21 protein-coding genes are annotated in these 25,598 nt (G+C 63.2%); 10 read left to right on the top strand and 11 right to left on the bottom strand.

Annotated features, from left to right (window positions below):
* Nucleotides 1-132: 132 nt before the first annotated feature.
* Nucleotides 133-1,167 carry a DUF6607 family protein gene (locus ACP154_RS06730; protein ID WP_421860603.1) on the top strand — a complete coding sequence of 345 codons (1,035 nt, stop codon included), beginning with the start codon at nucleotides 133-135 and terminating at the stop codon, nucleotides 1,165-1,167.
* A 153-nt stretch (nucleotides 1,168-1,320) separates the two neighbouring features.
* Here ACP154_RS06730 and leuS read toward each other — a convergent pair whose 3' ends face one another.
* The 6 genes from leuS to ACP154_RS06700 all read right to left on the bottom strand — a co-directional run bounded on the left by leuS (nucleotide 1,321) and on the right by ACP154_RS06700 (nucleotide 11,360).
* Nucleotides 1,321-4,011, bottom strand: coding sequence for a leucine--tRNA ligase (gene leuS, locus ACP154_RS06725; RefSeq protein WP_421860606.1), 2,691 nt, complete (start codon nucleotides 4,009-4,011; stop codon nucleotides 1,321-1,323).
* Nucleotides 4,012-4,031: 20 nt separating this feature from the next.
* Entirely contained in the window at nucleotides 4,032-7,202 is a 3,171-nt protein-coding gene (gene ileS, locus ACP154_RS06720) for an isoleucine--tRNA ligase (RefSeq protein ID WP_421860610.1), read from the bottom strand.
* Between the two features lie 157 nt (nucleotides 7,203-7,359).
* On the bottom strand, nucleotides 7,360-8,505 hold the full coding sequence (locus ACP154_RS06715) for a trans-sulfuration enzyme family protein (RefSeq protein ID WP_421860612.1): 1,146 nt from the start codon (nucleotides 8,503-8,505) through the stop codon (nucleotides 7,360-7,362).
* Nucleotides 8,498-9,445 carry an alpha/beta fold hydrolase gene (locus ACP154_RS06710; RefSeq protein ID WP_424993772.1) on the bottom strand — a complete coding sequence of 316 codons (948 nt, stop codon included), beginning with the start codon at nucleotides 9,443-9,445 and terminating at the stop codon, nucleotides 8,498-8,500. Before ACP154_RS06710 ends, ACP154_RS06715 begins: the two co-directional genes overlap by 8 nt.
* Nucleotides 9,442-10,422: a homoserine dehydrogenase gene (locus ACP154_RS06705; protein WP_421860618.1), complete on the bottom strand. Its 981-nt coding sequence runs from the start codon at nucleotides 10,420-10,422 to the stop codon at nucleotides 9,442-9,444. The genes ACP154_RS06710 and ACP154_RS06705 overlap by 4 nt, the downstream gene beginning before the upstream one ends.
* Before the next feature lie 218 nt (nucleotides 10,423-10,640).
* Nucleotides 10,641-11,360 (bottom strand): sulfite exporter TauE/SafE family protein, encoded by a 720-nt coding sequence (locus tag ACP154_RS06700; protein ID WP_421860620.1) that lies wholly within the window; start codon nucleotides 11,358-11,360, stop codon nucleotides 10,641-10,643.
* A 372-nt stretch (nucleotides 11,361-11,732) separates the two neighbouring features.
* On the opposite strand from ACP154_RS06700, the gene ccoN reads away from it, so the two are divergent.
* The 8 genes from ccoN (at nucleotide 11,733) to ccoS (ending at nucleotide 19,605) form a co-directional block, all read left to right on the top strand.
* On the top strand, nucleotides 11,733-13,214 hold the full coding sequence (ccoN, locus tag ACP154_RS06695) for a cytochrome-c oxidase, cbb3-type subunit I (protein WP_421861385.1): 1,482 nt from the start codon (nucleotides 11,733-11,735) through the stop codon (nucleotides 13,212-13,214).
* Between the two features lie 10 nt (nucleotides 13,215-13,224).
* Nucleotides 13,225-13,983 (top strand): cytochrome-c oxidase, cbb3-type subunit II, encoded by a 759-nt coding sequence (gene ccoO / locus ACP154_RS06690; RefSeq protein ID WP_107712238.1) that lies wholly within the window; start codon nucleotides 13,225-13,227, stop codon nucleotides 13,981-13,983.
* A 6-nt stretch (nucleotides 13,984-13,989) separates the two neighbouring features.
* Nucleotides 13,990-14,178 carry a cbb3-type cytochrome c oxidase subunit 3 gene (locus ACP154_RS06685; protein WP_107712237.1) on the top strand — a complete coding sequence of 63 codons (189 nt, stop codon included), beginning with the start codon at nucleotides 13,990-13,992 and terminating at the stop codon, nucleotides 14,176-14,178.
* Nucleotides 14,171-15,139, top strand: coding sequence for a cytochrome-c oxidase, cbb3-type subunit III (ccoP, locus tag ACP154_RS06680; protein ID WP_421860624.1), 969 nt, complete (start codon nucleotides 14,171-14,173; stop codon nucleotides 15,137-15,139). Before ACP154_RS06685 ends, ccoP begins: the two co-directional genes overlap by 8 nt.
* Nucleotides 15,140-15,246: 107 nt before the next feature.
* Nucleotides 15,247-16,740 carry a cytochrome c oxidase accessory protein CcoG gene (gene ccoG, locus ACP154_RS06675; RefSeq protein WP_133724635.1) on the top strand — a complete coding sequence of 498 codons (1,494 nt, stop codon included), beginning with the start codon at nucleotides 15,247-15,249 and terminating at the stop codon, nucleotides 16,738-16,740.
* Nucleotides 16,737-17,231 (top strand): FixH family protein, encoded by a 495-nt coding sequence (locus ACP154_RS06670; RefSeq protein ID WP_107712234.1) that lies wholly within the window; start codon nucleotides 16,737-16,739, stop codon nucleotides 17,229-17,231. The genes ccoG and ACP154_RS06670 overlap by 4 nt, the downstream gene beginning before the upstream one ends.
* Nucleotides 17,219-19,441: a heavy metal translocating P-type ATPase gene (locus tag ACP154_RS06665; RefSeq protein ID WP_421860627.1), complete on the top strand. Its 2,223-nt coding sequence runs from the start codon at nucleotides 17,219-17,221 to the stop codon at nucleotides 19,439-19,441. Before ACP154_RS06670 ends, ACP154_RS06665 begins: the two co-directional genes overlap by 13 nt.
* Nucleotides 19,438-19,605 carry a cbb3-type cytochrome oxidase assembly protein CcoS gene (gene ccoS, locus ACP154_RS06660; protein WP_107712232.1) on the top strand — a complete coding sequence of 56 codons (168 nt, stop codon included), beginning with the start codon at nucleotides 19,438-19,440 and terminating at the stop codon, nucleotides 19,603-19,605. Before ACP154_RS06665 ends, ccoS begins: the two co-directional genes overlap by 4 nt.
* A 130-nt stretch (nucleotides 19,606-19,735) precedes the next feature.
* Here the strand turns inward: ccoS and ACP154_RS06655 are convergent, their stop codons facing one another.
* Nucleotides 19,736-20,533 (bottom strand): DUF2189 domain-containing protein, encoded by a 798-nt coding sequence (locus ACP154_RS06655; RefSeq protein ID WP_421860630.1) that lies wholly within the window; start codon nucleotides 20,531-20,533, stop codon nucleotides 19,736-19,738.
* A 191-nt stretch (nucleotides 20,534-20,724) separates the two neighbouring features.
* Between ACP154_RS06655 and ACP154_RS06650 the strand changes: the two genes are divergently transcribed.
* Nucleotides 20,725-21,558, top strand: a complete 834-nt coding sequence (locus tag ACP154_RS06650) for an SDR family NAD(P)-dependent oxidoreductase (RefSeq protein ID WP_421860632.1) — start codon at nucleotides 20,725-20,727, stop codon at nucleotides 21,556-21,558.
* 12 nt (nucleotides 21,559-21,570) lie between these two features.
* On the opposite strand, the gene leuB is transcribed toward ACP154_RS06650, so the two are convergent.
* From leuB to ACP154_RS06630, 4 genes are read right to left on the bottom strand one after another with little or no spacing between them, the layout of a single operon-like run.
* Nucleotides 21,571-22,635 (bottom strand): 3-isopropylmalate dehydrogenase, encoded by a 1,065-nt coding sequence (gene leuB, locus ACP154_RS06645; protein ID WP_421860635.1) that lies wholly within the window; start codon nucleotides 22,633-22,635, stop codon nucleotides 21,571-21,573.
* Entirely contained in the window at nucleotides 22,632-23,210 is a 579-nt protein-coding gene (gene leuD / locus ACP154_RS06640; RefSeq protein ID WP_421860639.1) for a 3-isopropylmalate dehydratase small subunit, read from the bottom strand. The genes leuB and leuD overlap by 4 nt, the downstream gene beginning before the upstream one ends.
* Nucleotides 23,200-24,639, bottom strand: a complete 1,440-nt coding sequence (gene leuC, locus ACP154_RS06635) for a 3-isopropylmalate dehydratase large subunit (RefSeq protein ID WP_421860641.1) — start codon at nucleotides 24,637-24,639, stop codon at nucleotides 23,200-23,202. The genes leuD and leuC overlap by 11 nt, the downstream gene beginning before the upstream one ends.
* The gene (locus ACP154_RS06630) at nucleotides 24,617-25,585 is read right to left on the bottom strand and encodes a branched-chain amino acid transaminase (RefSeq protein WP_421860643.1); all 969 of its coding nucleotides are present in this window, start codon (nucleotides 25,583-25,585) and stop codon (nucleotides 24,617-24,619) included. Before ACP154_RS06630 ends, leuC begins: the two co-directional genes overlap by 23 nt.
* Between the last annotated feature and the right edge of the window lie 13 nt (nucleotides 25,586-25,598).

Genomic DNA, 25,598 nt, shown 5'->3' with positions numbered 1-25,598 from the left:
GTGACTGAATGGCGCAGATCATTTGCGATTGCAAGTAAGAATCTTTCGCACTATGCAGATGGCAGATTGGCGATATACGCCCGACCACCATCCGCTCGCCGTCTGCAGCGGCGGCCCAGACAGGGGAAACAGATGACCAAACTCCGCTTCATGACGTTCGCCACCGCCAGCCTGGCCGCGCTATCGCTGAGCGCCTGCGCCAGCACCGCCACACAGCACAGCGCGCCCCTGACTGGCGGGTCGCAGACATACACCCATGGGCAGAGCCACCCCGCCGCTGACAGGGAAGCGGACCGTCAGGCGATCCTCGCCATGGCGGGCGAGTACGAGGTGACGTTCGATTTCACCGAATTCCTGCCCATCACAGACGGCTATGAGCTGGCCGACCCCAAGGTCACGCCCGCACGCGAGGTCGTGTATGTGATCACCGATGAGGGCGACTTCATTTCGCTGCAGCACTTGCTGCTCGTCGGTGATCTCGAAGACCCGTTCGTGGTCAAGCACTGGCGTCAGGACTGGGCCTATGAGCCGTCTCGCTTGATGGCCTATCAAGGCTTCGGCGAGTGGACGATGGACGTTCTGAGCCCGGATCAGTCGCGCGGCGCCTGGTCGCAAACCGTCTACCAGGTCGATGACAGCCCCCGCTATGCCGGCATTGCGCGCTGGGAGCACGCAGACGCGGCCTCCACCTGGGAGCCGGCGCGCAGCTGGCGGCCTTTGCCCCGCCGCGACGCCACCACGCGCGATGATTACGATGTCATCGAGGCCGTGAACCGGCACACAATTCTCGCCTGGGGCTGGACCCACGAGCAGGACAATTCAAAGCTCGTCCTGCGGGATGGCGCCGCGCGCGAACTGGTGCGCGAGCACGGCATCAACACCTATCGCCGCTTTGACCTTGAAGGCGATCACGCCGCACAAACCTATTGGGACAGCACGCAAGACTATTGGGCCGATGTGCGTGCGGTCTGGGACGAGATTTTACAGACCGCCGATCGTTTCACCGCTGTGGACGATGTGGATGGCACACTGCTCTACATGCCGCTCCTCAATGAAGGCCAGGCCGTGCTGGATGGCGAGCAAGATGCGGAGACCGCTTTCAGCCACGCTGCAGAAGTGATGGAAGCGCAAATCCGTGTGGACGGGGCCCCGCTCGAGCTGGAGTAGCTCCGAGTTATAGGGGTCCCCGGGTCAAGCCCGAGGACCGAGAGCGTAAAGCCAAAACCTCTCGGCCTTCGGACTTGATCCGGAGGCCCATACCGTCCCTACAAAAAAGCCCCGGCGGAACCGCCGGGGCTTTCTTCATTGATGATACAGAGGTTATCCCAGCTTGGGCACGTTCACGAGCTTCACCCGGCCCGACTTCTTGTCGCGCACCACGATGACGCGGTTCATGTCAACGCCGTCGATCGGCTTGCCCATCTCGGCGAGGCGCGCCAGAGACGCGTCGCGTACGGTCTGGTCATCCGCATCCGGAGCGAGGGTGATGGTGGCGCGGCGCTTGCCGCCTTCCTGCACCACGACCTCAATCTCCTCAATTGCGGCGTCCAGATCGGCCTCGTTGGCGGTCGGCCATTGGGCGTCAAAAACGGACGGAGTGTGACCGGCCTTCTCCCACAGCTCTTCCGCCATGAAGGGCGCAAACGGCGCGAGCACGGTGATGAACTGATCCAGCACGGCTTTGCTGACCGGCTGGCCTTCCACCGCATTGAGGAATTTCATCAACTCGGCGATGCCGGTGTTGAGACGCAGATTGTCGAGGTCTTCGGTGACCGCGAGCACCAGCTTGGTGAGCGCCAGGCTCACCGGCTTGCTTTCTTCAGAGGCCGGGTTGGCGAGGCCTTCTGTGGCGAACCGCCAGACACGGCGCAGGAATTTCAGCGCGCTTGAAACCTTCTCGGTCTCCCATTCGCGCATCGCTTCCACCGGGCCCATGAACATCATATGGACGCGGAAGGCGTCCGCCCCGAAACGCTCCACAACATCGTCAGGCGTGACGACATTGTGCAGAGATTTCGACATTTTCGCGCCGACCCGCTCGACCACATCGCCAGAGGGTTCGTGCACGAAGGTTCCGTCCTCGCGTTCGACCACTTCATCGACCGGCAGAATGATTCCGCGATCATTCTTGAAGGCGTGGCTCGTGAGAAGGCCCTGGTTCACCAGCTTCTGGAAGGGCTCCTTGGTGGAGACAAGCCCCAGATCAAACAGCACTTTATGCCAGAAGCGCGCATAGAGAAGGTGCAGCGTCGCATGTTCGGCGCCGCCCACATAAAGGTCCACCATGCCCCAGGCTTTTTCGAGCTCGGGATCGACCATGGCCTTGTTATTCTTGGGGTCCTTGAAGCGCAGATAATACCAGCACGAGCCCGCCCATTGCGGCATGGTGTTGGTGTCCCGGCGGCCCTTCATCCCGGTGACGGGATCAGTGACCTCAACCCAGTCCTCGGCGCGGGCCAGGGGGGATTCCCCGTGGCCGGTCGGCTTGTAGGTGTCGATATGCGGCAAGGCCAGCGGCAGCTGGTCCTCAGGCACGGTGGTGCGGGTGCCGTCTTCCCAATGGATGATCGGGATCGGCTCGCCCCAATAGCGCTGACGCGCGAAAATCCAGTCGCGCAGATTATAGCTGATCACCCGCTGGCCGACGCCCTGAGCTTCCAGATGATCAGCGACCGCTTCCCGCGCCTCGCGCCAGCGTACACCGGCCTGATAGAGCCCAGAATCGCCGGGCGCCGCCAGCATGACGCCATCCTCGGTCCAGCAGGCCTGTCCGGCCAGCACAGCCTCGCGCTCAGGCGCATCGGCGCCCGGATCAATCACGGGTGCAATGTCGAGACCATAGGTATTGGCGAACGCGAAATCGCGCTCGTCATGGGCCGGAACGCCCATCACCGCGCCAGTGCCGTAATCAGGCAGCACATAATCAGCGACGAAGATCGGCACGGCGCGGCCCGTCACCGGGTTGATCGCCATGGCGCCCGTCGGCGCGCCGGTCTTCTCGGCGTCCTTGGTGCGATCAAGATCGGATTTGCGCGCGGCCTCGTCGCGGTAGGCGTTCACAGCCGCCTTCTGCTCAGGGCTTGTCAGCTGATCGACCAGCTCATGCTCCGGCGCCACGGCCAGAAAGGTCACCCCGCCCAGCGTATCGACGCGCGTGGTGAAGGTTTCCACCTCAAGGTCAGAGCCTTGCACCTTGAAGCGCAATTGCACGCCTTCAGAGCGGCCGATCCAGTTGCGCTGGGAATCCTTGATGCCTTCCGGCCAGTCGAGCCCTTCAAGATCATTGATCAGACGCTCGGCATAGGCGGTGATGCGCATCTTCACCTGTTTGAGCGGGACACGGATGACCTCATAGCCCTGCTCGGACTTGCCGTCGAAGACCTCTTCATTGGCGAGAATCGTCCCGAGCTCGGCGCACCAGTTCACCGGCGCAGTCTCGTAATACACAAGCCGGCGCGCGTCCTGGTACTCCTGAACCGCCAGCTTGCCCTGCGCTTCGACCTCGGCCGGGATCGGCAGCGCGTCCATGGGACGGGCTTTCTGGGCGTCATGATCGTACCAGGCGTTATAGAGCCGGGAGAAGATGAACTGGGTCCAGTGGTAATAGTCCGGGCTGGAGGTCTGGATCTCGCGATCCCAGTCATACCCCAGGCCCAGAAGGTCCATCTGGCGCTTGTAATTGGCGATATTGGCCTGGGTGGAGACTTCCGGATGCACGCCCGTCTTCATGGCGTAGCGTTCAGCCGGAAGACCAAAGCTGTCCCACCCCATCGGGTGCAGCACTTTGTAGCCCGCCATCCGCTTATAGCGCGCCACAATGTCCGTAGACAGATAACCCACCGGGTGACCCACATGAAGGCCTGCGCCCGACGGATAGGGGAACATGTCGAGCACGTAAAACGTCTTGTCGCCCGGCTTGGGATCCGGCGTTTTCATGGTGCGGTTCTGATGCCAGTACGCGCGCCATTTGGCCTCAAGGGCGTTGAATTCGTATGCGGTCTGTTCGGTCATCAATTATCGTCCCGGACGGCTTAGGCCGCCGCTTTCTCTACACTGATGCGCACCGCATCGCCCTGAATATCGGTCTCGCTGACAAAGCCCGCGCCCGTCTCGGTCGACAGGCTGACAGCAAGGGTTTCATCGCGAATGAAGTCGCCATGCGCCGCAATCGCCGCCGCCACGGCGTCACCACCGGAAACGCCCAGCGCGATACGGTCAGACACGTCTAGCCCCGCCTCCTTGCGCGCAGTCTGAATGGCGCGGATGAGATCGCGCGCCAACCCTTCCCGCGCCTGGTCTTCATCCACAGACGTGTCGAGCACGATGGCGCCCGTGCCTGCGAACGGTTCAGCGTCAGAGCCCTCATCGGTGACCACGCGCATGGTGAACTCTTCAGCGGCCAGGGTCTGGCCCGCCACGCTTGCGGTGCCGTCATCATTGAGAGTGAACTCACCCGAGCGCGACGCCGCCATCACGTCTTTCATGGCCTTGCCCAGGCGCTTGCCGATGCGCGGATCGGGTTTCAGCTCCACCCGGCCATAGGCATCGAGATCGGTGGAGGTGGCCACGGCGCGCACATTCACCTCATCCCGGATCAGATCCGCGAACGGCTCCAGCGCTGCGCTGTCCGCATGCACGATGGTCAGGGTTTTGAGCGGCAGGCGCACACGCAGACGGGAGCGTTCCCGCACGGCCAAAGCCGCCGAACACGCGTCGCGCACCAGATCCATCGAGCGCACCAGCGCGTGGTCAGAGGGGAACTCCTCCGCCTTGGGCCAGAGCGCCAGATGCACCGAGCGGTCGCCCGTCAGCGCCTTGTAGACTTTTTCAGACACGATCGGCAGCAGTGGCGCGAGCACGCGGCAAACCTTCACCAGCACTGTGTAGAGCGTATCAAAGGCGGCGTTCTTGGCCGCCTCGTCTTCCGAGCCCCAGAACCGCGCGCGCGAGCGGCGGATATACCAGTTGGTCAAGGCGTCGAAAAAGGCCGTCGCTTCCTTGCAGGCGCGCGGCACGTCATAGCCCTCAAGCGCCGCCTCGACCGCGCTGGCCAGCTCTCCGGTCTTGGTGAGGATATACCGATCCAGCGGATCATCCGCAGACGTGATGATCTGCGGCTCACGGTCTTCGAGATTGGCGTAGAGCGAGAAGAAGGAATAGGCGTTCAGCAGCGGCGCAATGGCTTCACGCTGGACGCTCGCGATCTCGCGGCCTTCTTTCGGCACCAGAAGGTCGCCCCCGGTCAGCACCGGCGAAGAGATCAGGAACCAGCGCATCACGTCCGAGCCGTACTGGTCAAAGAACTCCATCGGGTCGGGATAATTGCGCAGGCGCTTGGACAGCTTCTGGCGGTTCTCGTCGAGCACCACGCCGTGACAGATCGCGTTCTTGAACGGCGGCCGGTCAAACAGCATCGTCGAGAGCACCATTAGCGTATAGAACCAGCCGCGCGTCTGGGCGACATACTCCACGATGAAGTCCGCCGGGAAGTTCGCCTCGAACCAGTCCTTGTTCTCGAACGGATAATGGACCTGGGAATACGGCATGGAGCCGGAATCAAACCAGACGTCAAACACGTCCTCGACACGGCGCATCGTGGACTTGCCGGTGGGATCATCCGGGTTCGGACGGGTCAGCTCGTCGATATAGGGCCGGTGCAGGTCGGTGACCTTGACGCCGAACTCCGCCTCCAGTTCCTCGATAGAGCCATAGACGTCGACACGCGGATAGTTCGGATCATCCGACACCCAGACCGGGATCGGCGTGCCCCAGAAGCGTGAGCGGGAGATGTTCCAGTCCTGCGCGCCCGCGAGCCAGTTGCCGAAAATGCCGTCCTTGACGTGAGCTGGGGACCAGTTGATCTGCTGGTTGAGCTCCACCATGCGCTCGCGGAAGTCCGACACCTTCAGATACCAGCTATCCACCGCCTTGTAGATCAGCGGTTCGTCCGTGCGCCAACAATGGGGATAGTTGTGGTCATAGGTGTCATGGCGGAAGAGTTTGCCTTCTTCCTTCATGCGCTGGATGATCGGCTTGTTGGCGTCAAACACCAGCAAGCCTTCATAATCCGGCACTTGCGCGGTATAGCGGCCCGCCTGATCGACCGGCACGACGACGGCGATGCCCGCCTTGCGGCAGGCGTTCAAATCGTCCTCGCCAAAGCCCGGCGCCATGTGAACGATGCCGGTGCCGTCCTCATCGACCACAAAGTCTTCCAGAAGGATCTGGTGGGCGTTTTCCCAGCCGACAAAATAGTCAAAGGGAGGGTGGTATTTGAGACCCGCCAGCTCTGACCCCTTCACCGTGCCGACCTGCTCGGCGCCCTCAAGCTGCTTTTTGTATTTCTCCAGTCCGTTCACGGACAGAATGAAGCGCTCCTCGCCCTTCTGCATGATGGCGTAAGTGATGTCTGCGCCTGCCGCACAGGCGAGGTTGGAGGGCAGGGTCCAGGGCGTGGTGGTCCAGATCAGGATCTTCGCGCCCGACAGCTCGCCCTGGCCCTCTTTCAGCTCAAAGCCGATGGTGACGGCGGGGTCGGTGCGGTTGCGGTAGGAATTATCGAGACGGGTCTCAAAGTTCGACAGCGGGGATTCCACGGCCCAGGAATAGGGCACGACGCGGTAATCCTTGTAGACGAGGCCCTTCTCCCAGAGCTGTTTGAACGCCCACAGCGCGCTTTCCATGAAGCTGGTGTCGAGGGTTTTGTAATCGTTCTCGAAATCGACCCAGCGCGCCGAACGGGTGACATAATCTTCCCATTCGCCCGCATATTTCATCACGCCCGCGCGCGCAGCGGCGTTGAACTTGTCGATGCCCATTTCCAGAACGGCCTTGCGCCCGGAAATGCCAAGATCTTTCTCTGCGGACAGCTCAGCGGGCAGGCCGTGCGTGTCCCAACCAAAGCGGCGCTCGACGCGCTTGCCCTTCATGGTCTGAAAACGCGGGATCACGTCTTTGGCGAAACCCGTCAGCAAATGCCCATAGTGCGGCAAGCCATTGGCGAAGGGCGGGCCGTCATAAAACACAAACTGGTCGTCTTCGGGGCGCTCGTCGATGGAGGCCTGAAAGGTGCCGTCCGCTTTCCAGTAAGCGAGAATATCTGAATCGATCTTGGGCAGCTCCGACGGTCCGGGAACCGTAGGGAAACGGCGCTCGGTTGCGCCTTCAGCCTTCTGGGCGTCGCTCTTGGTCGCGTCGGCCATATCAATCCTCGTCTCACATGTTTCTGACGGCTTCCCCACGCCTTCATATCAGCGCGTCTTGCGACAATGCCATTCACGGAGGAAACCCTGCACCAGACAAGTGCAGTCAACATGCGGCGGTACCCCTTGCGCGGCCAAGGGTCAAGGCGCAGGCACGCTAAAGCGCGGCGAGACCCTGTTCGAGGTCCGCCCAAAGGTCGGCCGGCGCTTCAAGACCCACCGACAAACGTACCAGCCCGTCGGAGACGCCCGCCTCTCGCCGCGCTTCAGGCGTCATGGCGGCATGGGTCATGGTCGCTGGGATGGCGCACAGGCTTTCCACCCCGCCCAGAGACTGGGCCAGGATGAACAGCTCAAGCGATTGCACAAACTGGCGCGCAGCCGCTTCACCCCCCTCAAGCTCAAGGCTCATCAACGGGCCGAACCCGTCTTGCTGGGCCTTGGCGATGGCATGACCGGGATGCCTCTCAAGGCCGGGATAATCCACCCGCACCACATTGGGGTGCGCGTCGAGCCTTTTGGCGAGTTCCAGGGCGCTCTCAGACTGGGCTTTCGCCCGCACCGGCAGGGTGCGCAGTCCGCGCATGGCCAGAAAGGCGTCAAACGCCCCGCCCACCGCGCCCGCCGCGTTGGCCCACCAGCCAAGACGCTCCACATGGTCGGGGTCCGCGGCGCAAACCACCCCGCCCACCATGTCGGAATGTCCGTTGATGATCTTGGTGAGCGAGCTGACCACCAGATCGGCGCCCAGCGCGATGGGACGTTGCAGGGCGGGCGACAACACGGTGTTGTCCACCACCGCCAGCGCCCCCGCCGCCTTCGCCCGCACGCAGGCCGTCTGAAGGTCGGTCACACGCAGACGCGGATTGGACGGGGTCTCGAAAAACACCAGATCCGCGCCGTCCCAGAGCGCCCCTTCCAGCGCGGCGTCATCGGTGCAGTCCACATAAACAAGGTCAAATCCACGCTGCTGGCTGCGCGCATCCATCAGGCGCCGCGTGCCGCCATAGCAATCATGGGCGCAGAGGATGCGCGCCCCGTTGGGCAGCAGATTGAGCACCAGATCAATCGCCGCCATTCCCGAACTGGCCACCACCGCGCCGGAGGCCCCTTCCAGCGCTGCAAGGGCGGCGGCCAGTTCCGCCCGACCGGGTTGGCCAGTGCGGGCATAGTCAAACGCGCCGGGCTGGGCGGGATCGGCCCGCCGATAGGCGCTGGACAGCTGTATGGGCGCGACCACAGCGCCATGACCGGGATCACAATTGATCCCGGCGCGCACCGCACGCGTGCGAAATTCAGTCATCCCGCCCCTCCAGAAACGCATTCACGAGAGCCGCCTCTTTCAGGAACCCGTCATGCCCATAAAGGCTGTCGCGAACGATCAGCTGCGCCTCACACCCTGTCAGGGCGTCATGCGTCGCCTGAATTTGAGCCAGCGGCGCCAGCGTGTCTGAGGAAAACGCCAATAAGCGCACCGGGCAGCGTATCTGCGACAGATCGGGGGCGGCGGCCTCCATGGACGCCAAGCGTGACAGGAAACGTTCGGGCGTAACGGTGCGGGCGTATTCAGACCCGCGCGCCGCCAGATAGGCTTCAACCCCGCCCGGCTCGCCGTCCGGACCGAAGCGCTCAGCAAATTCGTCAGCGGTGCGATAGGTGGTCATGGCGAGCCGCCGGGCGATGTCGACACCACGCGCGCCCTGTCCGGCGTCGATGGCGAGTTTGAGGATTTCACGCTGGATCGACCGCAACCCTTGAGTCATCGGATGCACGCCCGCACTGGCGCATAGAAGGTCGAGCCGGGTGACCCGATCGGGCGCCAAGGTCGCCAGCATCAGCCCCACCGTGCCGCCATAGCTGGCGCCGACCAGTGAAAACCGCTCGATCCCGGCGGCGTCCGCCAGCATCAGCACCGCCGCCGCCTGATCCTCAACGCTGGGAAAAGGCTCGGCGGCGTCGTCCAGAAAGTCCATCGACACCAAACGGCGCCGGGTCGGGTCCAGCGCGCCGCCAGGCGCGGCCACGCCCGGCCACCAGCCCGGCCCGTCTTCATCCTCGACCAGTCGGCGATCCGCAGAAATCCCGCCCAGAACAAGGGTGGCGGCCCCATCAGCCGGACCGACCACCCGACCGCGCACATCCGACCATCCCCCGCCATTGGGACGCTCAAAACCGCAGCTATACTCCTGTACACACCAATGAGAGGGTCGACATCGTCCGGTCTCTGACGCTAGCGCCGTCATGAGCGTTGGGCTTTCAGAAGCCGGTTGAGATCGCCGATCAGACTGCCGGCGGTCGGCAGACGCCCCGCGCCCTTGCCCGCCACGATCACTTCTGCGCCGCGTTCAGGCAACAAGACGACCACATTACCCTCCGCCCGCGCCCGCGAGAGCGGATCATTGAGGGGCAGAGCCTCCAGCCGAACCTGCGCGCTGACGCCTGACGCCGTGCGCGACAAACATCCGATCTGGCGGATGCGGCGACCCTCCAGTCGCGCCGCTTCCAGCACATGGGCGGGCAGATCCCGGATCGAGGCTGTGGGAATTGCGGCGGGGTCAAGCACGACGCCCCAAGCTTCCCGGGCGATCAGGACGAGCTTGTTGGCGGCGTCGAGACCATCAAGGTCCGCGCTCGGATCGGCTTCAGCAAAGCCCGCCTCTTGCGCTTCCTTGACGGATGCCGCGAGACTGCGCCCCGAGGCTAGACGGTCGAGCACGAAATTGGACGTGCCGTTCAAGACGCCCCGCACCCGGCCGACTTTGACGCCGCCGGCCAGCAGACGCGCCACAGTTTCCAGAACCGGCGCGCCACCGCCGACGGCCGACGAACACGCAAAGGTCCGACCCGCCGCATAGGTTCTGGCGACCAGATCCGGACGGCGTGCAGCCACATCCTTGTTGGCGGTCACCACATGACAGCCCTTGTTCACCGCGCGCTCAACCAGCGCTTCGGCCTCCGCCCCGCCGGGCAGCGCTTCGATCACCAGCTCTGGCTCAAGCGCGAATATCGCGTCCGCATCAGTGAAGACCGGAAACCCTGAAACGCCTTCGGGACGCGGAGTGCGGGTGAGAATGCCCAATAGCTCAATTCCGTCCGGCAAGCGCTCGATCACGCCGCCGCCCACCACGCCGCAGCCCAGCATGATCGCGCGCATGCGACGCACCGGCGGATGGGTCGGTGAGGACTGTACGGGGCGATCAAGCAGGGCCGGATAGGTCATGATGCTCTCCTAGGGTCTCTTTCGCGCCGGACGAAAAACCGGAGCGGAACAAGCCAGAGAGCGGTGCGTCGAGATGGTCCAAGTCGGACGGGGGGATGTCTGGTTCAAACAATCTCGACGCTTCGCTTTAGCCGCACTTATTCCGCGCCCGCAAGCTGAAGCTCAAATCGGCGCAAATGTGGATATAAGGATATCTTTATATCCGGTCAAGCGCTTTCTTACATGGCATGTCCGCCATGGGACACCAGCGTCCAGACCGCCAAGGCAATCAGCGCACCGCCCGCCACAAGCCGTAGCCAGAGCGCGCGCGCCAGACGACGCAGCGCTTCGGCGCCGAGGCCCAGCGCAAACAGGGCCGGCACGGTGCCCAGTCCAAAGCCCAGCATCACAAGCCCGCCTTGCACGGGCGATCCCGTAAGCCCGGCATAGAAGGTCATCAGATAGATCATGGCGCAGGGCATCAGCCCCCAGACCAGGCCCAGACCGATCGGACCAAAACGGTGCAGATGATGCAGGCGCTTGGTGACCGGGGCGGCGAGCCGCGCACCGAGCCGGCCAACCTCGCCGCCAAAGATCGGGATCTCCATGACCGAGAAGCCTGCCGCGACCAGAACCAGAGCTGACAGATAGCGCGCCACATCATGGAAGGCCGCCGGCGGACGGGAGGCTTGCAGCCCCCAGCCTATGGCGCCTGCAATGACGCCCAACACCAGATACAGGCTGATACGGGCAAGCTGGGCCTGCAGCAGGCGCGACGCCCGCACTCCTGTCCTGGCTTCCCCGCCGCCTGACCCCAGCGCGATAACCGCTGCGACGCCGCCACACATGGCCAGGCAATGGGCGCTGGTGGACAGGCCGGCGATCAGACCCGCCAGGAAATCAATCTCGACACGGCCGCCCAGAAGCGGGCCCACATCCATGCCGGGGTGTGTCAACATGTCGCCTCCTCCAGGCCTTGTCTTACAGCGCGCCGCAAAACCCTTGAAATACTATGGGAAACAAGGTGATCTCGACGCAGCGGACTTTATGGCGGGCCGCGCAGAAAAGGTGCTGAGGCATATTGCCATAGTTTCATCTTCTTCATTTCCCCGCCAAGAGAGTTTCGGACATTGCCTACATCAGGGAGGGGCGAAATGACCGCGCACGCGGACCGACCCAAAACCGGCTTAGACGCCAACGCTATGATTGTCGGCGGCATATTGCTGCTTGGCGCCTTATGGTCGCTGTTCGCAGCCGCCAATGGCGCAGACGCGAATATGAGACTTCACGCCTGGGTGATCGGGGCCAGCTTCGTGCTGGGCCTGTTCGGCATGGTGGGCGTGTACTCAAACGGAGGGGTTGAGCGCGACCCTGCCGAATACAACGAAAACATCGTCAAGTACGGCGTCATCGCCTCCATGTTCTGGGCGATTGTCGGACTTCTGGTCGGCGTGGTCATCGCCTCGCAACTGGCCTGGCCGGCGCTGCTGTCCTGGGACGCCATCCCGGAACTCAATTTCGGGCGTCTGCGTCCGCTGCACACCAGCGCCGTGATCTTCGCCTTCGGGGGCAATGTGCTGATCGCCACGAGTTTCTATGTGGTCCAGCGCACCACCCGCGCCCGCCTTGCCGGCGGCGTCTGGCCCTGGTTTGTGTTCTGGGGCTATCAGATGTTCATCGTGGTCGCGGCAACGGGCTATCTGCTGGGCATCACCCAGTCAAAAGAGTACGCCGAGCCGGAATGGTACGCCGATCTGTGGCTGACCATCGTCTGGGTGGCGTATCTGCTGGTCTTCCTGGGCACGCTGGCCAAGCGTAAAGAGCCGCATATCTATGTAGCGAACTGGTTCTATCTGGCCTTCATCGTGACCATCGCCTTGCTGCACGTGGTCAACAATCTGGCCATGCCGGTCTCCTTCCTGGGCTCGCGCTCCTATTCCGCCTTCTCGGGCGTGCAGGACGCCCTGACCCAGTGGTGGTACGGCCACAACGCCGTGGGCTTCTTCCTGACCGCCGGCTTCCTGGCGATCATGTACTACTTCATTCCCAAGCGGGCTGAGCGGCCGGTCTATTCCTACCGTCTGTCGATCATCCACTTCTGGGCGCTGATCTTCATCTATATCTGGGCCGGTCCCCACCACCTGCACTATACGGCGCTGCCGGAATGGGCGCAGACGCTGGGCATGACCTTCTCGATCATGCTGTGGATGCCGTCCTGGGGCGGGATGATCAACGGCCTGATGACCCTGTCAGGGGCATGGGACAAGCTGCGCACCGATCCGGTGATCCGCATGCTGGTGGTGTCCGTCGCGTTTTACGGCATGTCGACCTTTGAAGGTCCGGTCATGTCGGTGCGGGCCGTGAACTCGCTGTCGCACTATACCGACTGGACGATCGGCCACGTGCATTCAGGCGCTCTGGGCTGGGTGGGCTTCATCTCCTTCGGCGCGATCTACTGCCTGGTTCCCTGGCTGTGGAAGCGCAAGGGCATGTTCTCGCGCGCCCTGATCGAATGGCACTTCTGGATCGCGACCCTGGGCATCCTTCTGTACATCACCTCCATGTGGGTGTCGGGCATCATGCAAGGCCTGATGTGGCGGTCCTATGACTCGCTGGGCTTCCTGGAATACTCGTTTGTCGAGACCGTTGAAGCCATGCATCCGTCTTACATCATTCGCGCCCTGGGCGGGCTGATGTACCTGGCGGGCGCTCTGTTGATGGCGTGGAATGTCTACAAGACCATCAAGGGCGACGTCGCTGATACCGAGGACGCGGTGAACCCGCAGTCCGCCGCTATCCAACCGGCCGAATAGGGAGGCGGATATGGCGAAAAAAGTAAATCCGATCTGGGGCTGGCACAAAAAGGTTCTCGAGCAGAACTCGCTGGTGCTGACCGTGGGCGTGCTGGCTGTCGTCTCCATCGGCGGTCTGGTGGAGATCGCGCCGCTCTTCTATCTCGATGAAACCATCGAGGAAGTGGAGGGCGTGCGTCCCTACTCACCGCTCGCGCTGATGGGCCGTGACATCTACATTCGGGAGGGGTGCTATAACTGCCACTCCCAGATGGTCCGCCCGCTGCGTGACGAGGTGGAGCGCTACGGCCATTACTCGCTGGCGGCCGAAAGCATGTATGACCACCCCTTCCAATGGGGCTCCAAGCGCACCGGGCCGGACCTGGCCCGGCTGGGGAACAAGTATTCTGATGAATGGCACCGCGACCATATGCGCGATCCGCGCTCGGTGGTGCCGGAATCCATCATGCCGCCCTATGCGTTCCTGGAGACCACCGAGCTGGAAACCGGCGTGGTGGAAGGCCGGTTGCGGGCCCTGCGCCGGCTGGGCGTGCCCTACACCGACGAGATGATCGAGAACGCGGAGACCGATCTGGCTGTCCAGCTCGATCCCTACTCGGCCAGCTATGACGCCTTCCTGGCCCGCTATCCCGGCGCGCCGATCCGCGATTTCGACGGCAATCCGGAGATGATCTCCGAGCTCGACGCCCTGATCGCGTATCTGCAGGTGCTCGGCACGATGGTGGACTTCTCCACCTATCAAGCCGACGCCGACGAGAACCTGAGGTAGGCGGGTATGTACGAAACGCTGTCTAGCTTCGCACAAACCTGGGGGTTGATCGGCTTCGTGGCGATTTTCGCCCTGGTGCTGGTCTACGCCCTCTGGCCGAAAAACCAGGATAAATTTGACGACGCCGCGCGCGTGCCGCTGGAAGACGACGATCATCCGGACGCCGCCTCGGACACGGAGGACACTCATGTCTGACGAGCACAAGAAAGATGTCGACGCCTATAGCGGCGTAGACACCACGGGCCATGAATGGGATGGCATCAAGGAATTGGACAACCCGCTGCCGCGCTGGTGGGTGTGGGTGTTTTACGCCTCTATCCTCTGGTCGGTGATCTACTGGATCTTCATGCCCTCCTGGCCGGCTCCTCCGGGCATGGACGGACATTTGCGCGGCGTGCGTGATCACTCGGAACGCGCCAATGTGGCCGTCGCGATCGCCGAGCTGGAAGAAAGCCGGGCCCCCATGTTCACCCGCCTCACCGAGGCGGCGGACACGGGCGGCATCCGCGCCATCGAAGCGGATCCTGATCTGTTGAACTTTGCGCTGGCGGCGGGCTCGTCCGCGTTCGGCGACAACTGCGCCACCTGTCACGGCGCCGGCGGTCAGGGCTTTATCGGCTATCCCAACCTGAATGACGACGTCTGGCTGTGGGGCGGCTCTTTTGAAGACATCCGCCACACCTTGCATGTGGGCATTCGCTGGGAGAACAATCCCGACACCCGCTTCTCGCAAATGCCGGCCTATGGCCGCGACGAGCTTCTGAGCCGCGCGGAAATCTCGGCGGTCACCGATTACGTCATGACCCTGTCTGACATGATCGAACCCACCGAGGCGGGCCAGACCATAGGCGCTGAAATCTACGAGTATCAGTGCTCGGCCTGTCACGGTCCTGACGGCATGGGCGACCGCATGCAGGGCGCGCCCGACCTGACCGACCAGGAATGGCTTTATGGCCGGACGCACGATCAGATCTCCAATACGATCTGGCGGGGTCCCTATGGCGTGATGCCGGCTTGGGACGGGCGTCTGGATGAGGAAGTGATCACGGCGCTGGCCGCCTATGTCTATCTGCTGGGCGGCGGTGAAAGCGATGGGGCTTACACCGAGGCCAATGCGTCAGGCGCCATGGATGCGCTGGACGCGGCAGGCCGCTAGACAGGTCCGACGCGCTTAAAAGTCTGACGATATTGCGCCATCTGGCTACACTGGGGCGAGCCCGGTGGCGCAACCGTCCGAACAACGGCTGAAAGCCGGAAAAGGCTATGAATCTAATCAAGAACCGTCCCGCAGACCGGGAACAAGCCGCAGACGGGGTGGAAGCCCATGATGCGGTCGCGGTCAACGCCGCTCATTCGCGCGAGCTCTACAAGAAACGCGAGCCGATCCACCCCAAGCTGGTGCACGGCAAGTTCCGCTTCAGCAAATGGGTCTTCATGGCCCTGGCGCTGGCTGTATACTACATCACGCCCTTCCTGCGCTGGGATCGCGGACCGGACGCGCCCGATCAGGCGGTGCTGGTGGATTTCGCCAACGCCCGCTTCTACTTCTTCTTCATCGAGATCTGGCCCCAGGAAGTGTATTACATCACGGGCTTGCTGATCCTGTCGGCGCTGGCCCTGTTCCTGGTGACCGCCCTGTTTGGCCGCGTCTGGTGCGGCTATGCCTGCCCGCAAACCGTCTGGACCGATCTGTTCATCGCCGTCGAACGCCTGTTTGAGGGTGACCGCAACAAACGCATCATGCTCGATCGTGCAGCCTGGAGCTTTAACAAGGCCTGGCGGAAGATCGGCAAGCATGCTGTCTGGATTGCGATCGCGGCCGCCACGGGCGGCGCCTGGATTTTGTATTTCCACGACGCCTTCGCAGTGCTGAACAATTTCGTCACCGGCCAGGCCGCGCTGACGAGCTATATCTTCTTCGCGGTGCTGACTTTCACCACCTATGTGCTGGCCGGCACCATGCGCGAACAAGTGTGCACCTATATGTGTCCCTGGCCGCGCATTCAGGGCGCCCTCATCGACAAGGAAGCGCTGAGCGTCACCTACCGGGTGGATCGCGGCGAGCCGCGTGGCCGCCATAAAAAGGGCGAGAGCTGGGAAGGCCGCGGGGATTGCATCGACTGTAAAGCCTGCGTCGCCGCCTGTCCGATGGGCATCGACATTCGCGACGGCGACCAGCTGGAATGCATCAATTGCGCACTGTGCATCGACGCCTGCGACGATATCATGGACAAGATCGGGCGCCCGAGAGGTCTGATCTCCTACGACAGCCAGGACAATGTGGACCGCCGCGCACGCGATGAGAAGCCGCGCTATCGCTTCATCCGCCCGCGCACCGTGCTGTACGCCATTTTGCTGGCGGCGGTGAGCGGCATCATGCTGTTCGGCCTGATGAACCGCTCGGTTCTGGAGCTGAACGCCTCACGCGATCGCAATCCGAACTATGTGCGCCTGTCTGACGGCGCCGTGCGCAATGGGTACACGCTGACGGTTCTGAACAAATCCAGCCAGCCGCGCACCTATGAGCTGACGATTGAAGGCGACCCCGCCATGAGCGTGCGGGTGCTGGGAGCAGATGAGACATCGCGTCAGCTTGAAGTCGGCGCGGACCAGACGCAAGATTTCAGGCTCTATGTCACCTTGCCGCGAGACGCCGTGGACGCCCCCTCTGAACCTCTGACCTTTATCGTCACAGATAATGAGACGGGCGAGCAGGCGCAGACACGTTCCGCTTTCCAGACCGGAGAATCCCGATGACCGACCTTCCCGCGACCGACTCCGACACGGGGTTCCGCCTCAAAGGCTGGCACGTGCTGGCCGGGATGATCATGTTCTTCTCGGTCATCATCGCCGTGAATACTGTTTTCGTCACCATGGCCATGCGCACCTTCCCCGGCGAGGACCAGCGCCGGTCCTATGTGCAGGGGCTGGAGTACAACGCTATCATCGACCAGCGCCGCGCCCAGGCGGAGCTTGGCTGGACGGCGGCGGTCAATCTGGCGCAAGACCGGGTGCTGATCCGCGTCACCGACGTCGAGGACGCGCCGGTCATGGGACTGACGCTCGAAGGCGTTTTGCGCCACCCCGCCAGCACCGATCTTGACCATGCCCTGGTGTTCACCGAAGCCCGCCCGGGCGTCTATTCCGCGGCGGTGGAGGATTTGCCTCTGGGCGGCTGGACGCTACAGGCTCGAGCCGTGGATGCGGACGCCCCGTTCGTGCTGGAGCGCGAGCTGTGGCGTCGCTAGAGTCTGCCCTCAACGCCCCAAGCCAGCCGTTCGGCGACTCGTCGTCCGCATCCGGTGACGAGATCACCGCCTTTGTGCGCCAGACCGAAGACAGCAAGGCCATCGACCTGGCTGTCGAGGGCGCCCATTGTGCGGCCTGCATCGTCAAGATCGAAGACGGGCTGCAAAAGATGGACGGCGTCAAGCGCGCCCGGCTGAACCTCTCGACCGGGCGTCTGGCGGTCAGTTTTACAGGGCCAGACAGCACGGCCGAGGAGATTGTCCACCGGCTTGATTATCTGGGCTATGGCGCCAAGCCCTATCAGCCCGAAACAGCGGATGACCCCCGATCGGACGAAGAAAAGCGCCTGTTGCGCGCCCTGGGCGTCGCGGGCTTCGCCTCGGCCAATGTGATGCTGCTGTCGATCTCGGTCTGGGCGGGCGAAGGCGAGATGAGTCTCGCCACCATCACCTTGATGCACTGGATCTCCGGCCTGATCGCCCTGCCCGCCGTGGCGTATTCGGGCTGGCCCTTCTTCAAAAACGCCCTTGTGGGACTGCGCGCCCGCACGGTGAACATGGATCTGCCGATCTCGCTGGCGGTGCTGCTGGCGTGCGGATTATCCATCTACGAGACAGCGCTTGGGCATGGCGCCGCGTATTTCGACGCCGCTGTCATGCTGCTCTTCTTCCTGCTGATCGGCCGGTTTCTCGATGTTCGCTTGCGCGCCCGCGCCGGCCAGGCCGCGCGCGATCTGGCCGCGCTACAAGCCCGCATCGCGCACCGCATCGAACCAGACGGCGCGATCAAAGCCATCCCAGCCCGCGATGTGCGCCCCGGTGATCTGTTGCGGATTGCACCCGGAGACCGCCTGCCCGTAGATGGCGAGGTGATCGAAGGCCGCGGTGATGTGGACGCAGCGCTCGTCACCGGCGAGACCCAGCCCCAGACACTGGAGCCTGGCGCGCTTGTCTATTCAGGCATGATCAATCTCAACGCGCCGCTGACGGTGAAGGCGCGCGCCGCGCGCGACGATTCCCTGCTGGCGGAGATCTCACGGCTCGTCGAAGCCGGAGAACAAGGCCGGTCACGCTATGTGCGCTATGCCGACAAGGCCGCGCGCGCCTATGTGCCGGGCGTGTTCGCCATGGCGCTGATTACGCTTGCGGGCTGGCTGGCGCTCACCGGCAATGTCCATGACGCGGTGATGAACGCCATCGCCGTCCTCATCATCACCTGCCCGTGCGCGCTGGCGCTGGTGACCCCGGCGGTGCAAGTGGTGGCGTCAGGCCGGCTTTATGGCGAAGGCGTCCTGCTCAAGTCCGGTGACGCCTTGGAGCGGCTGGCCGAAGCGAAATCGGTGGTGTTTGACAAGACCGGCACGCTGACGCTGGGTCGCCCGGCCCTGATCAATGCAGACGAGATTTCGCCGCGCGCCCTCAATCTCGCCGCCCGTCTTGCGCGCGGCTCGCGTCACCCGATCTCGCGCGCTCTGGCGGAGGCGGCAGGCCCCGGCCCGATGGCTGACGATCTTCAGGAAATCGCAGGCGGCGGCCTGACCGGCACGGCGGACGGCGCGGTGATCCAGTTCGGCTCAAGCGCCTGGCTGGGCCTTGAGCCGCAGACGCAAAACGCAGACCCCTCGATGCTGGAAGCCTGGCTACTGGTGGAGGGCGAGGCGCCCGTCCGGTTCTTGTTCTCAGACAGCCTGCGCGCAGACGCGCCAGAGGCTGTGGCGGGCCTCAAGGCTCAGGACATGCCCATTGAGCTGTTGTCCGGCGATCGTGACGCGCCGGTGGCCGCCGCCGCCCGTGCGCTCGGCCTGGATCGGTATCAGGCGGGGCTGAAGCCCCAGGGCAAGATCGACCGCATCCATGCGCTGAAGGAGGCCGGCGAAAACCCGATCATGGTGGGCGACGGCATCAATGACGCCCCGGCCCTCGCCGCCGCGCATGTCTCGGTCTCCATGGGTTCGGCGGCGGATATCTCGCGTTCGGCTGCGGATCTCGTCATACAGGGCGACCGACTGGCGGCCCTGCCGCGAGCGATCGATATCGCGAAAGCCGCGCGGGCGCGGATGATGGAAAACTTCGCGCTCGCCAACATCTATAACGTCATCGCCGTGCCGCTGGCGGTGTTTGGTCTGGTCACGCCGCTTGTGGCCGCCATCGCCATGTCCGCCAGCTCGCTTGTGGTGATGGCCAACGCATTGAGGCTGTGGCGCGCATGACCGCTTTACTCTGGCTGATCCCCGCCGCCCTGGTGCTCGGCGCCATGGGCCTTCTGGCTTTTTTCTGGTCCATGAAGTCTGGCCAGTACGACGATCTCGAAGGCGCCGCAGAGCGTATTCTCATCGATGATGACGGCCCCATCGTGGATGACGAGGAGCGCTAGGCGCCTGATCAGACATACAAAACCCCGGCCAAGCGGAGCGCCGAGCCGGGGTCTTCATCAGGATAAAGCCCTTGATGCGGAATGAGATCCCGGGTCTCGCCGTGCGAGCCCTGGGTCTCATCTTTTGCGATCAGGCCTGGTTTTTCTCCGCCAGTCGCGCTTCCACTTCCTTGGCGCTCGGCGCGGGTCGCGGATTGAAGTCCTTATAGGCGCGCCAGCTGGCGTGAGCGATCAGCGGGAAGGTGATGGCGATGCCAATGCCGAACAAGGCGAGGCCCGCCCCCGTCGCAAAGGCGATGATCCACGCCCAGACCAGCATCACATGGGGCTGCTCTATCACCGCCTTGATCGAGGCGACGACGGCCGTGACCGCGTCCACATCCTGATCCATCATCATGGGGAAGGAGAGCGCGGAGACCGTGAACGCCACCAGCGCCAGCGCTGCGCCAACCAGGGTGCCAATCACCATCAGCATGACGCCCTGAACATCGGTGAACAGGAAAGGCAGGAAGCTGTCGAGGCGGAAATCAGCCTCATGGGTGAAGAGCGCGAACATCATCTGCGCCAACCGCGCCCAGGTCAGGAAGAAGACCAGCATCAGAACGCTGAGCAAAGCGAGTTGAGTGAAACGCCCCTTGGGGATCGACCAGAAATCCCACAGGCCCGGCGTCTTGCCCTGATCACGCATCTGGCTGATCCGGTAAATCCCGATGGCCGAAGCGGGCGCCACCAGCGCAAAACCGCCCATCATCACCGGGATGACCGCGCCCTGGCCCAGAGACCAGAGTCCGACCGTAATCAGAAGACCGATCACGGTGAACACCACGCCGTATCCGATGGACAGGAAGGGGGCGGCGGTCATGTCGTCAATCGCGCCCTTGATCCAGGCCCACGGCGCATCGCGGCGGACTTTTTCCAGCGTAACCATGCGTACTCCTCCCTAATTTAATTGTGTGTATTTCAACTGTGATCGCATTTGATTTCCCTGACAAGTCAGACTCAGCGCCGCACCTCCGGCCCGGCAGAATGGACAGCGGCGATAAACTCTGAAACTCTGCGTCAAAATCCGGAGTGAACAGCGTTCACATTTCATCCGGCAAAAAACCCAAAGGGGAGAGCATGACCCAACCGCTCGATTTCAAAGGCCGCACGGCGGTCATCACCGGCGCCGGCAGCGGCATTGGGGCCGCTCTGGCCGCAGCTTTGGCGGCACGCGGTGCGAACCTGGCGCTCGCCGATATTAATGAAGAGCGCCTGAACACCGTCGCCGACGCTTTGAAAAGCAATGAAATCAAGGTGACCACTCATAAGGTGGATGTGGCCGACAAGGACCAGATCACCACCTTCGCCAAAGCGGTCGAGACCGAGCATGGCGCCGTGAACGCCCTCTTTAACAATGCCGGCGTGGCGTTGGGCGGAACGTTTGATCGGGTCACCGACGATGATTTTGAATGGCTGATGAACATCAATTTTTACGGTGTCGTGCGCATGACCCGCGCCTTCCTGCCCCTGATGAAGCAGGCGGACGCCGCGCAGCTGGTCAATATCTCGTCGATCTTCGGCATCATCGCCCCGGCGGGTCAGACCGCCTATTCCGCCGCGAAGTTCGCCGTCCGTGGTTTCTCGAACGCGTTGATGCACGAGCTGGACGGCACCTCTATCGGAGTGACCACGGTTCATCCCGGCGGGGTCAACACCCAGATCGCGGACGATGCGAAAAAACCCGCCGACATCACCGACGCCGAACTGGCCGCCATGAAGAAGATGGCCAAGGAAGGCCTGGTCATGCCGCCGCCCGAAGCCGCCGAGATCATCTTGCGCGGCGTCGAGCGCCGCCGCCCGCGCGTGCTGGTGGGCCGCGACGCCCACACGATGGCGATCATGGAGCGGGTCTTCCCGATCCGGTATTGGGACTTCATCAAGAAGAAAGTCAGCAAAAGCAACACTGACTGAGAACTCAGCGTCCTATGCGGGCTCCACCACCCTGGCGTGCTCAATACGGCTGAGGACGGAGTCTGCAAAGGCAGATCCGCTCGCCGTCCCGCCCAGATCCGCCGTGCGAGGCTCGTGCACTAGCGCGGCTTCCAGCGCCGCCTCCAAGCGGTCGGCTGCATTGGGCTGGTTCAGGCCGTAACGCAGCAGCATGGCCGCGCTGGCGATGGCGCCGGACGGATTGGCCTTGTCCTGCCCGGCGATATCCGGGGCGCTGCCATGAATGGGTTCAAACAATCCCGGCCCGGATGCGCCCAGGCTGGCCGACCCCAAAAGCCCGATGGAGCCCGCCACGACGGCCGCTTCATCAGAAAGAATATCGCCGAACAGGTTTTCGGTGACGATGACGTCAAAACGCGCCGGCTGGGTCACCAGCGCCATGGCCGCCGCGTCCACATACAGATGGTCTACAGCCACATCGGGATAATCCCCCGACAAATCTTTCACCGTCTTGCGCCAGAGCCGCGAGGTGGCGAGCACATTGGCCTTGTCGACGCTCGTAAGCTTGCCTTTACGGCCTTGCGCTGCCTTGAATCCGATCTCGGCGATACGACTGACTTCTGCGCGTGAATACGAACACCCGTCAAACGCCTCATCATCGCCTTCGCGCTTGTCGCCGAAATACAGCCCGCCCGTCAGCTCACGGACGATCAGGAGGTCCGCGCCTGCAACGCGCTCTTCTTTGAGCGGGGAAAGATGCTCCAGTCCTTTAAAGACCTTGACCGGACGCAAATTCGCAAACAGGCCCAGCGCCTTGCGCAACCCCAGTAATCCCTGCTCAGGGCGTTTGGGCGCATGGTCCCATTTCGGCCCGCCCACAGCCCCGAGGAAGATCGCGTCCGCAGACTGCGCCGCCTTCAGCGTGTCTTGGGGCAAGGGCTCGCCACACGCATCAATCCCCGCCCCGCCAAACGGCGCTTCGGGGAAGGTGAGCGCCAGGCCTTCCAGCTCAGCGATTGCTTGCAAACACGCCTTCGCCGCCGCCGCAACTTCCGGGCCGATGCCGTCACCGGGCAGGATCAAGATGGCTTGGCTCATGCCGCGCGCTCCTGCTCAAAACGTGCGATCGCGTCAGACTGGTTGAGGATGAAGCCTAAAGGGTCCACGCCCTCAATCAGACAGGTGCGCGCGAAGGGATCGAGCTTGAAGCTGGCGGTGATATTGCCCGCCGTGATGGTCTGATTGACCACGTCCACGGTCAGTTCAAGGTCTTCGCGGTCGAGCAAGGCGGCATGGGCCGCCTCGTCAATCTCGCACACCACAAGGCCGTTCTTGAGCGCATTGGACTTGAAGATATCCGCCGCGCGCGAGGTAATCACGGCTTGAACGCCGAAATCACGAAGCGCCCAGGGCGCGTGTTCGCGCGAAGAGCCGCAGCCGAAATTGTCGCCCGCAATCAGAATGCCTTGCTCTTCGCGGTTCACCTGGTTGAGCGGATGCGCCGTCGGGGCGCCGTCCGGGGTGAAGCGCCAGTCATGAAAACACGCCTCGCCCAGCGCCCCGCGCTCGGTGGTGGTCAGAAACCGCGCCGGAATGATCTGGTCGGTGTCGATATTGGCGTCCTTGATCACGAAACTCCGCGAGGTGATGGTGGTGATGGGGTCATTGAGCATGAGACGCCTCCAGGATACGGCGCGGATCGGCGATGGCGCCGGCGATGGCCGAGGCGGCGGCGGTGGCCGGGCTCGCCAGCACGGTGCGCACGCCGCGGCCCTGACGGCCGGCGAAGTTGCGATTGGACGTCGAGACGATGCGCTCGCCCGCCAGCCCGCTATCGCCATTCATGGCGATGCACATGGAACAGCCCGGCTCGCGCCAGTCTGCGCCTGCGGTGCGGAAAATGGCGTCGAGCCCTTCAGCCTCCGCTTGGCGTTTCACGGCTTCGGACCCCGGTACGACCAGCATGCGCACGCCCGGTTTCACATGACGGCCGGCGATGACCGCCGCCGCCTCACGCAGATCCGTCAAACGCGCATTGGTGCACGAGCCGATGAAAACCGCGTCAATCGTCTCGCCCATCAGCGCTTCGCCGGCCTTGAAGCCCATATAATTCAGGGCGTCCGCAGCGGGACCTTCGGGCGCACGGGGCACGGACGCGTCAATCGGCGCGGCCATGTCCGGGCTGTCGCCCCAGGTGACCATGGGCGCAAGTTTCGACCCATCCAGACGCACTTCAGCGTCAAATTGCGCGCCCGGGTCGGATTTGAGCTTCGCCCAGCGCTGCTTCGCCGCCTCAAAGGCCGCGCCCTTGGGGGTGTGTTGACGCCCCTCCAGCCAGGCGAAAGTCGTGGCGTCCGGCGCGATCATCCCGGCCCGCGCGCCCGCTTCAATGGACATGTTGCAGACCGTCATCCGCTCTTCCATCGACAGCGCTTCAATCGCGTCTCCGGCATACTCGATCACATGACCCGACGCGCCGCCCGCGCCCAGCTCGGCGATGATGGCGAGGATCAGATCCTTGCCGCCCACGCCATGGGGCAAACGGCCATCCACTGTCACGCGCATGGTCTTGGGTTTCGATTGCAACAGGGATTGGGTCGCCAGCACATGGCCCACTTCAGTGGTGCCGATGCCGAACGCCAGTGCGCCAAATGCGCCATGGGTCGAGGTATGGCTGTCGCCGCAGACAATGGTCATGCCCGGCTGGGTCAGCCCCAGCTCCGGCCCGATCACATGGACGATGCCCCGGTCCGGGCTGTCCCAGCCTGCCAGGCGGATGCCATGACGACGACAATTATCCTCAAGCGTCTCCACCTGTTTTTTCGCCGCAGCATTGATGTAGATCGGCTTGGAGCCCGGCGTGCGCGGCGTTGTGGGCGTGGAATGGTCCAGCGTGCCGAACACCCGGTCGGGACGACGCACCGTCAGGCCGCGTTGTTCGAGCGCCGTGAAAGCTTGCGGGCTCGTCACTTCGTGAATGAGGTGCAGATCGATATAAACGAGCGCGGGCGCCGCATCGGTTTCAGCCTGGATCTGGTGGGTCTCCCAGACCTTTTCAAACAGGGTTTTGGGGGAGGTGTCAGACGGCGACGGCGTTTTCATGACCAGTCTCCTCAGCGTGAGCGTGAACAGGCTCCAGCCAGCCCCAGTCATCCTGGGTGCGGCCTTCAAACAATCCGAAAAAGCGCTCCATGATGAGACGCGTGATCGGTCCCGCGCCCGCGGCGCGGGTGGTCTTGTCATCGATTGAACGGATGGGAGTGACTTCAGCAGCCGTGCCGGTGAAGAACGCCTCGTCGCACAGATACAGCATCTCGCGCGGCAGGGCCTGCTCAACCACGTCCAGCCCTTCACGTTTGGCCAGACGAATGACGCTGTCGCGGGTGATCCCTTGCAGGATCGAGGAGCTGGCGGGCGGCGTCATCAGCTTGCCGTCCTTGACCAGAAACAGGTTCTCGCCCGCGCCTTCCGACAGGCGCCCATCCACATCGAGCCCGATCCCTTCGGCATAGCCGCGCGATTTGGCTTCACGGCTGATCAGATAGCTCGACAGATAATTGCCGCCGGCCTTGGCCGCCGTCGGCGCCGTATTCGGCGCCATCCGGTTCCAGCTCGACACGCAGACATCCACACCCTTGGTGCGGGCCTCCTCACCCAGATACGCGCCCCAGGGAAAGGCCGCGATATAGGTGTCGATCGGCGTGTCCTTGGCGGGCACGACCCCGATGGATCCATAGCCGACAAAGCTGATCGGTCGCAGATAGGCCGAGCCCAGATTGTTGGCGCGCAGCACCTGTTTGCAGGCTTCGGCCAGCTCGGCCGGGCTATAGGGCAGATCAACGGAATAGATCCGGGCGGAATCCACCAGACGCTTCACATGGTCGGTCAGGCGAAACACCACAGGGCCGGACGGCGTGTCATAGCTGCGGATGCCCTCGAAAAACGAGGTGCCGTAATGCAGGGCGTGCGAGAGGACATGCACCTGAGCGTCCGCCCAAGGAATAAGTGCGCCATTGCGCCAGATATGATCAACTTGTTGGATCGACATGATTTTTCAGTCC

The organism is Oceanicaulis sp. (assembly GCF_965249665.1).
Classification (GTDB): Bacteria; Pseudomonadota; Alphaproteobacteria; order Caulobacterales; family Maricaulaceae; genus Oceanicaulis.
This window is presented reverse-complemented; position numbering and strand designations above follow the sequence as displayed.

Coding starts and splice junctions, on each gene's coding strand:
- leuD (WP_421860639.1), bottom strand. CDS start 23,210: ATGCTCAATGACCCCATCACCACCATCACCTCGCGGAGTTTCGTGATC.
- leuB (WP_421860635.1), bottom strand. CDS start 22,635: ATGAGCCAAGCCATCTTGATCCTGCCCGGTGACGGCATCGGCCCGGAA.
- ccoS (WP_107712232.1), top strand. CDS start 19,438: ATGACCGCTTTACTCTGGCTGATCCCCGCCGCCCTGGTGCTCGGCGCC.
- ACP154_RS06670 (WP_107712234.1), top strand. CDS start 16,737: ATGACCGACCTTCCCGCGACCGACTCCGACACGGGGTTCCGCCTCAAA.
- leuS (WP_421860606.1), bottom strand. CDS start 4,011: ATGACCGAACAGACCGCATACGAATTCAACGCCCTTGAGGCCAAATGG.
- ACP154_RS06700 (WP_421860620.1), bottom strand. CDS start 11,360: ATGTTGACACACCCCGGCATGGATGTGGGCCCGCTTCTGGGCGGCCGT.
- ccoO (WP_107712238.1), top strand. CDS start 13,225: ATGGCGAAAAAAGTAAATCCGATCTGGGGCTGGCACAAAAAGGTTCTC.
- leuC (WP_421860641.1), bottom strand. CDS start 24,639: ATGAAAACGCCGTCGCCGTCTGACACCTCCCCCAAAACCCTGTTTGAA.
- ACP154_RS06715 (WP_421860612.1), bottom strand. CDS start 8,505: ATGACTGAATTTCGCACGCGTGCGGTGCGCGCCGGGATCAATTGTGAT.
- ACP154_RS06685 (WP_107712237.1), top strand. CDS start 13,990: ATGTACGAAACGCTGTCTAGCTTCGCACAAACCTGGGGGTTGATCGGC.
- ileS (WP_421860610.1), bottom strand. CDS start 7,202: ATGGCCGACGCGACCAAGAGCGACGCCCAGAAGGCTGAAGGCGCAACC.
- ACP154_RS06630 (WP_421860643.1), bottom strand. CDS start 25,585: ATGTCGATCCAACAAGTTGATCATATCTGGCGCAATGGCGCACTTATT.
- ACP154_RS06650 (WP_421860632.1), top strand. CDS start 20,725: ATGACCCAACCGCTCGATTTCAAAGGCCGCACGGCGGTCATCACCGGC.
- ccoG (WP_133724635.1), top strand. CDS start 15,247: ATGAATCTAATCAAGAACCGTCCCGCAGACCGGGAACAAGCCGCAGAC.
- ccoP (WP_421860624.1), top strand. CDS start 14,171: ATGTCTGACGAGCACAAGAAAGATGTCGACGCCTATAGCGGCGTAGAC.
- ACP154_RS06705 (WP_421860618.1), bottom strand. CDS start 10,422: ATGACCTATCCGGCCCTGCTTGATCGCCCCGTACAGTCCTCACCGACC.
- ACP154_RS06710 (WP_424993772.1), bottom strand. CDS start 9,445: ATGACGGCGCTAGCGTCAGAGACCGGACGATGTCGACCCTCTCATTGG.
- ccoN (WP_421861385.1), top strand. CDS start 11,733: ATGGTGGGCGTGTACTCAAACGGAGGGGTTGAGCGCGACCCTGCCGAA.
- ACP154_RS06730 (WP_421860603.1), top strand. CDS start 133: ATGACCAAACTCCGCTTCATGACGTTCGCCACCGCCAGCCTGGCCGCG.
- ACP154_RS06655 (WP_421860630.1), bottom strand. CDS start 20,533: ATGGTTACGCTGGAAAAAGTCCGCCGCGATGCGCCGTGGGCCTGGATC.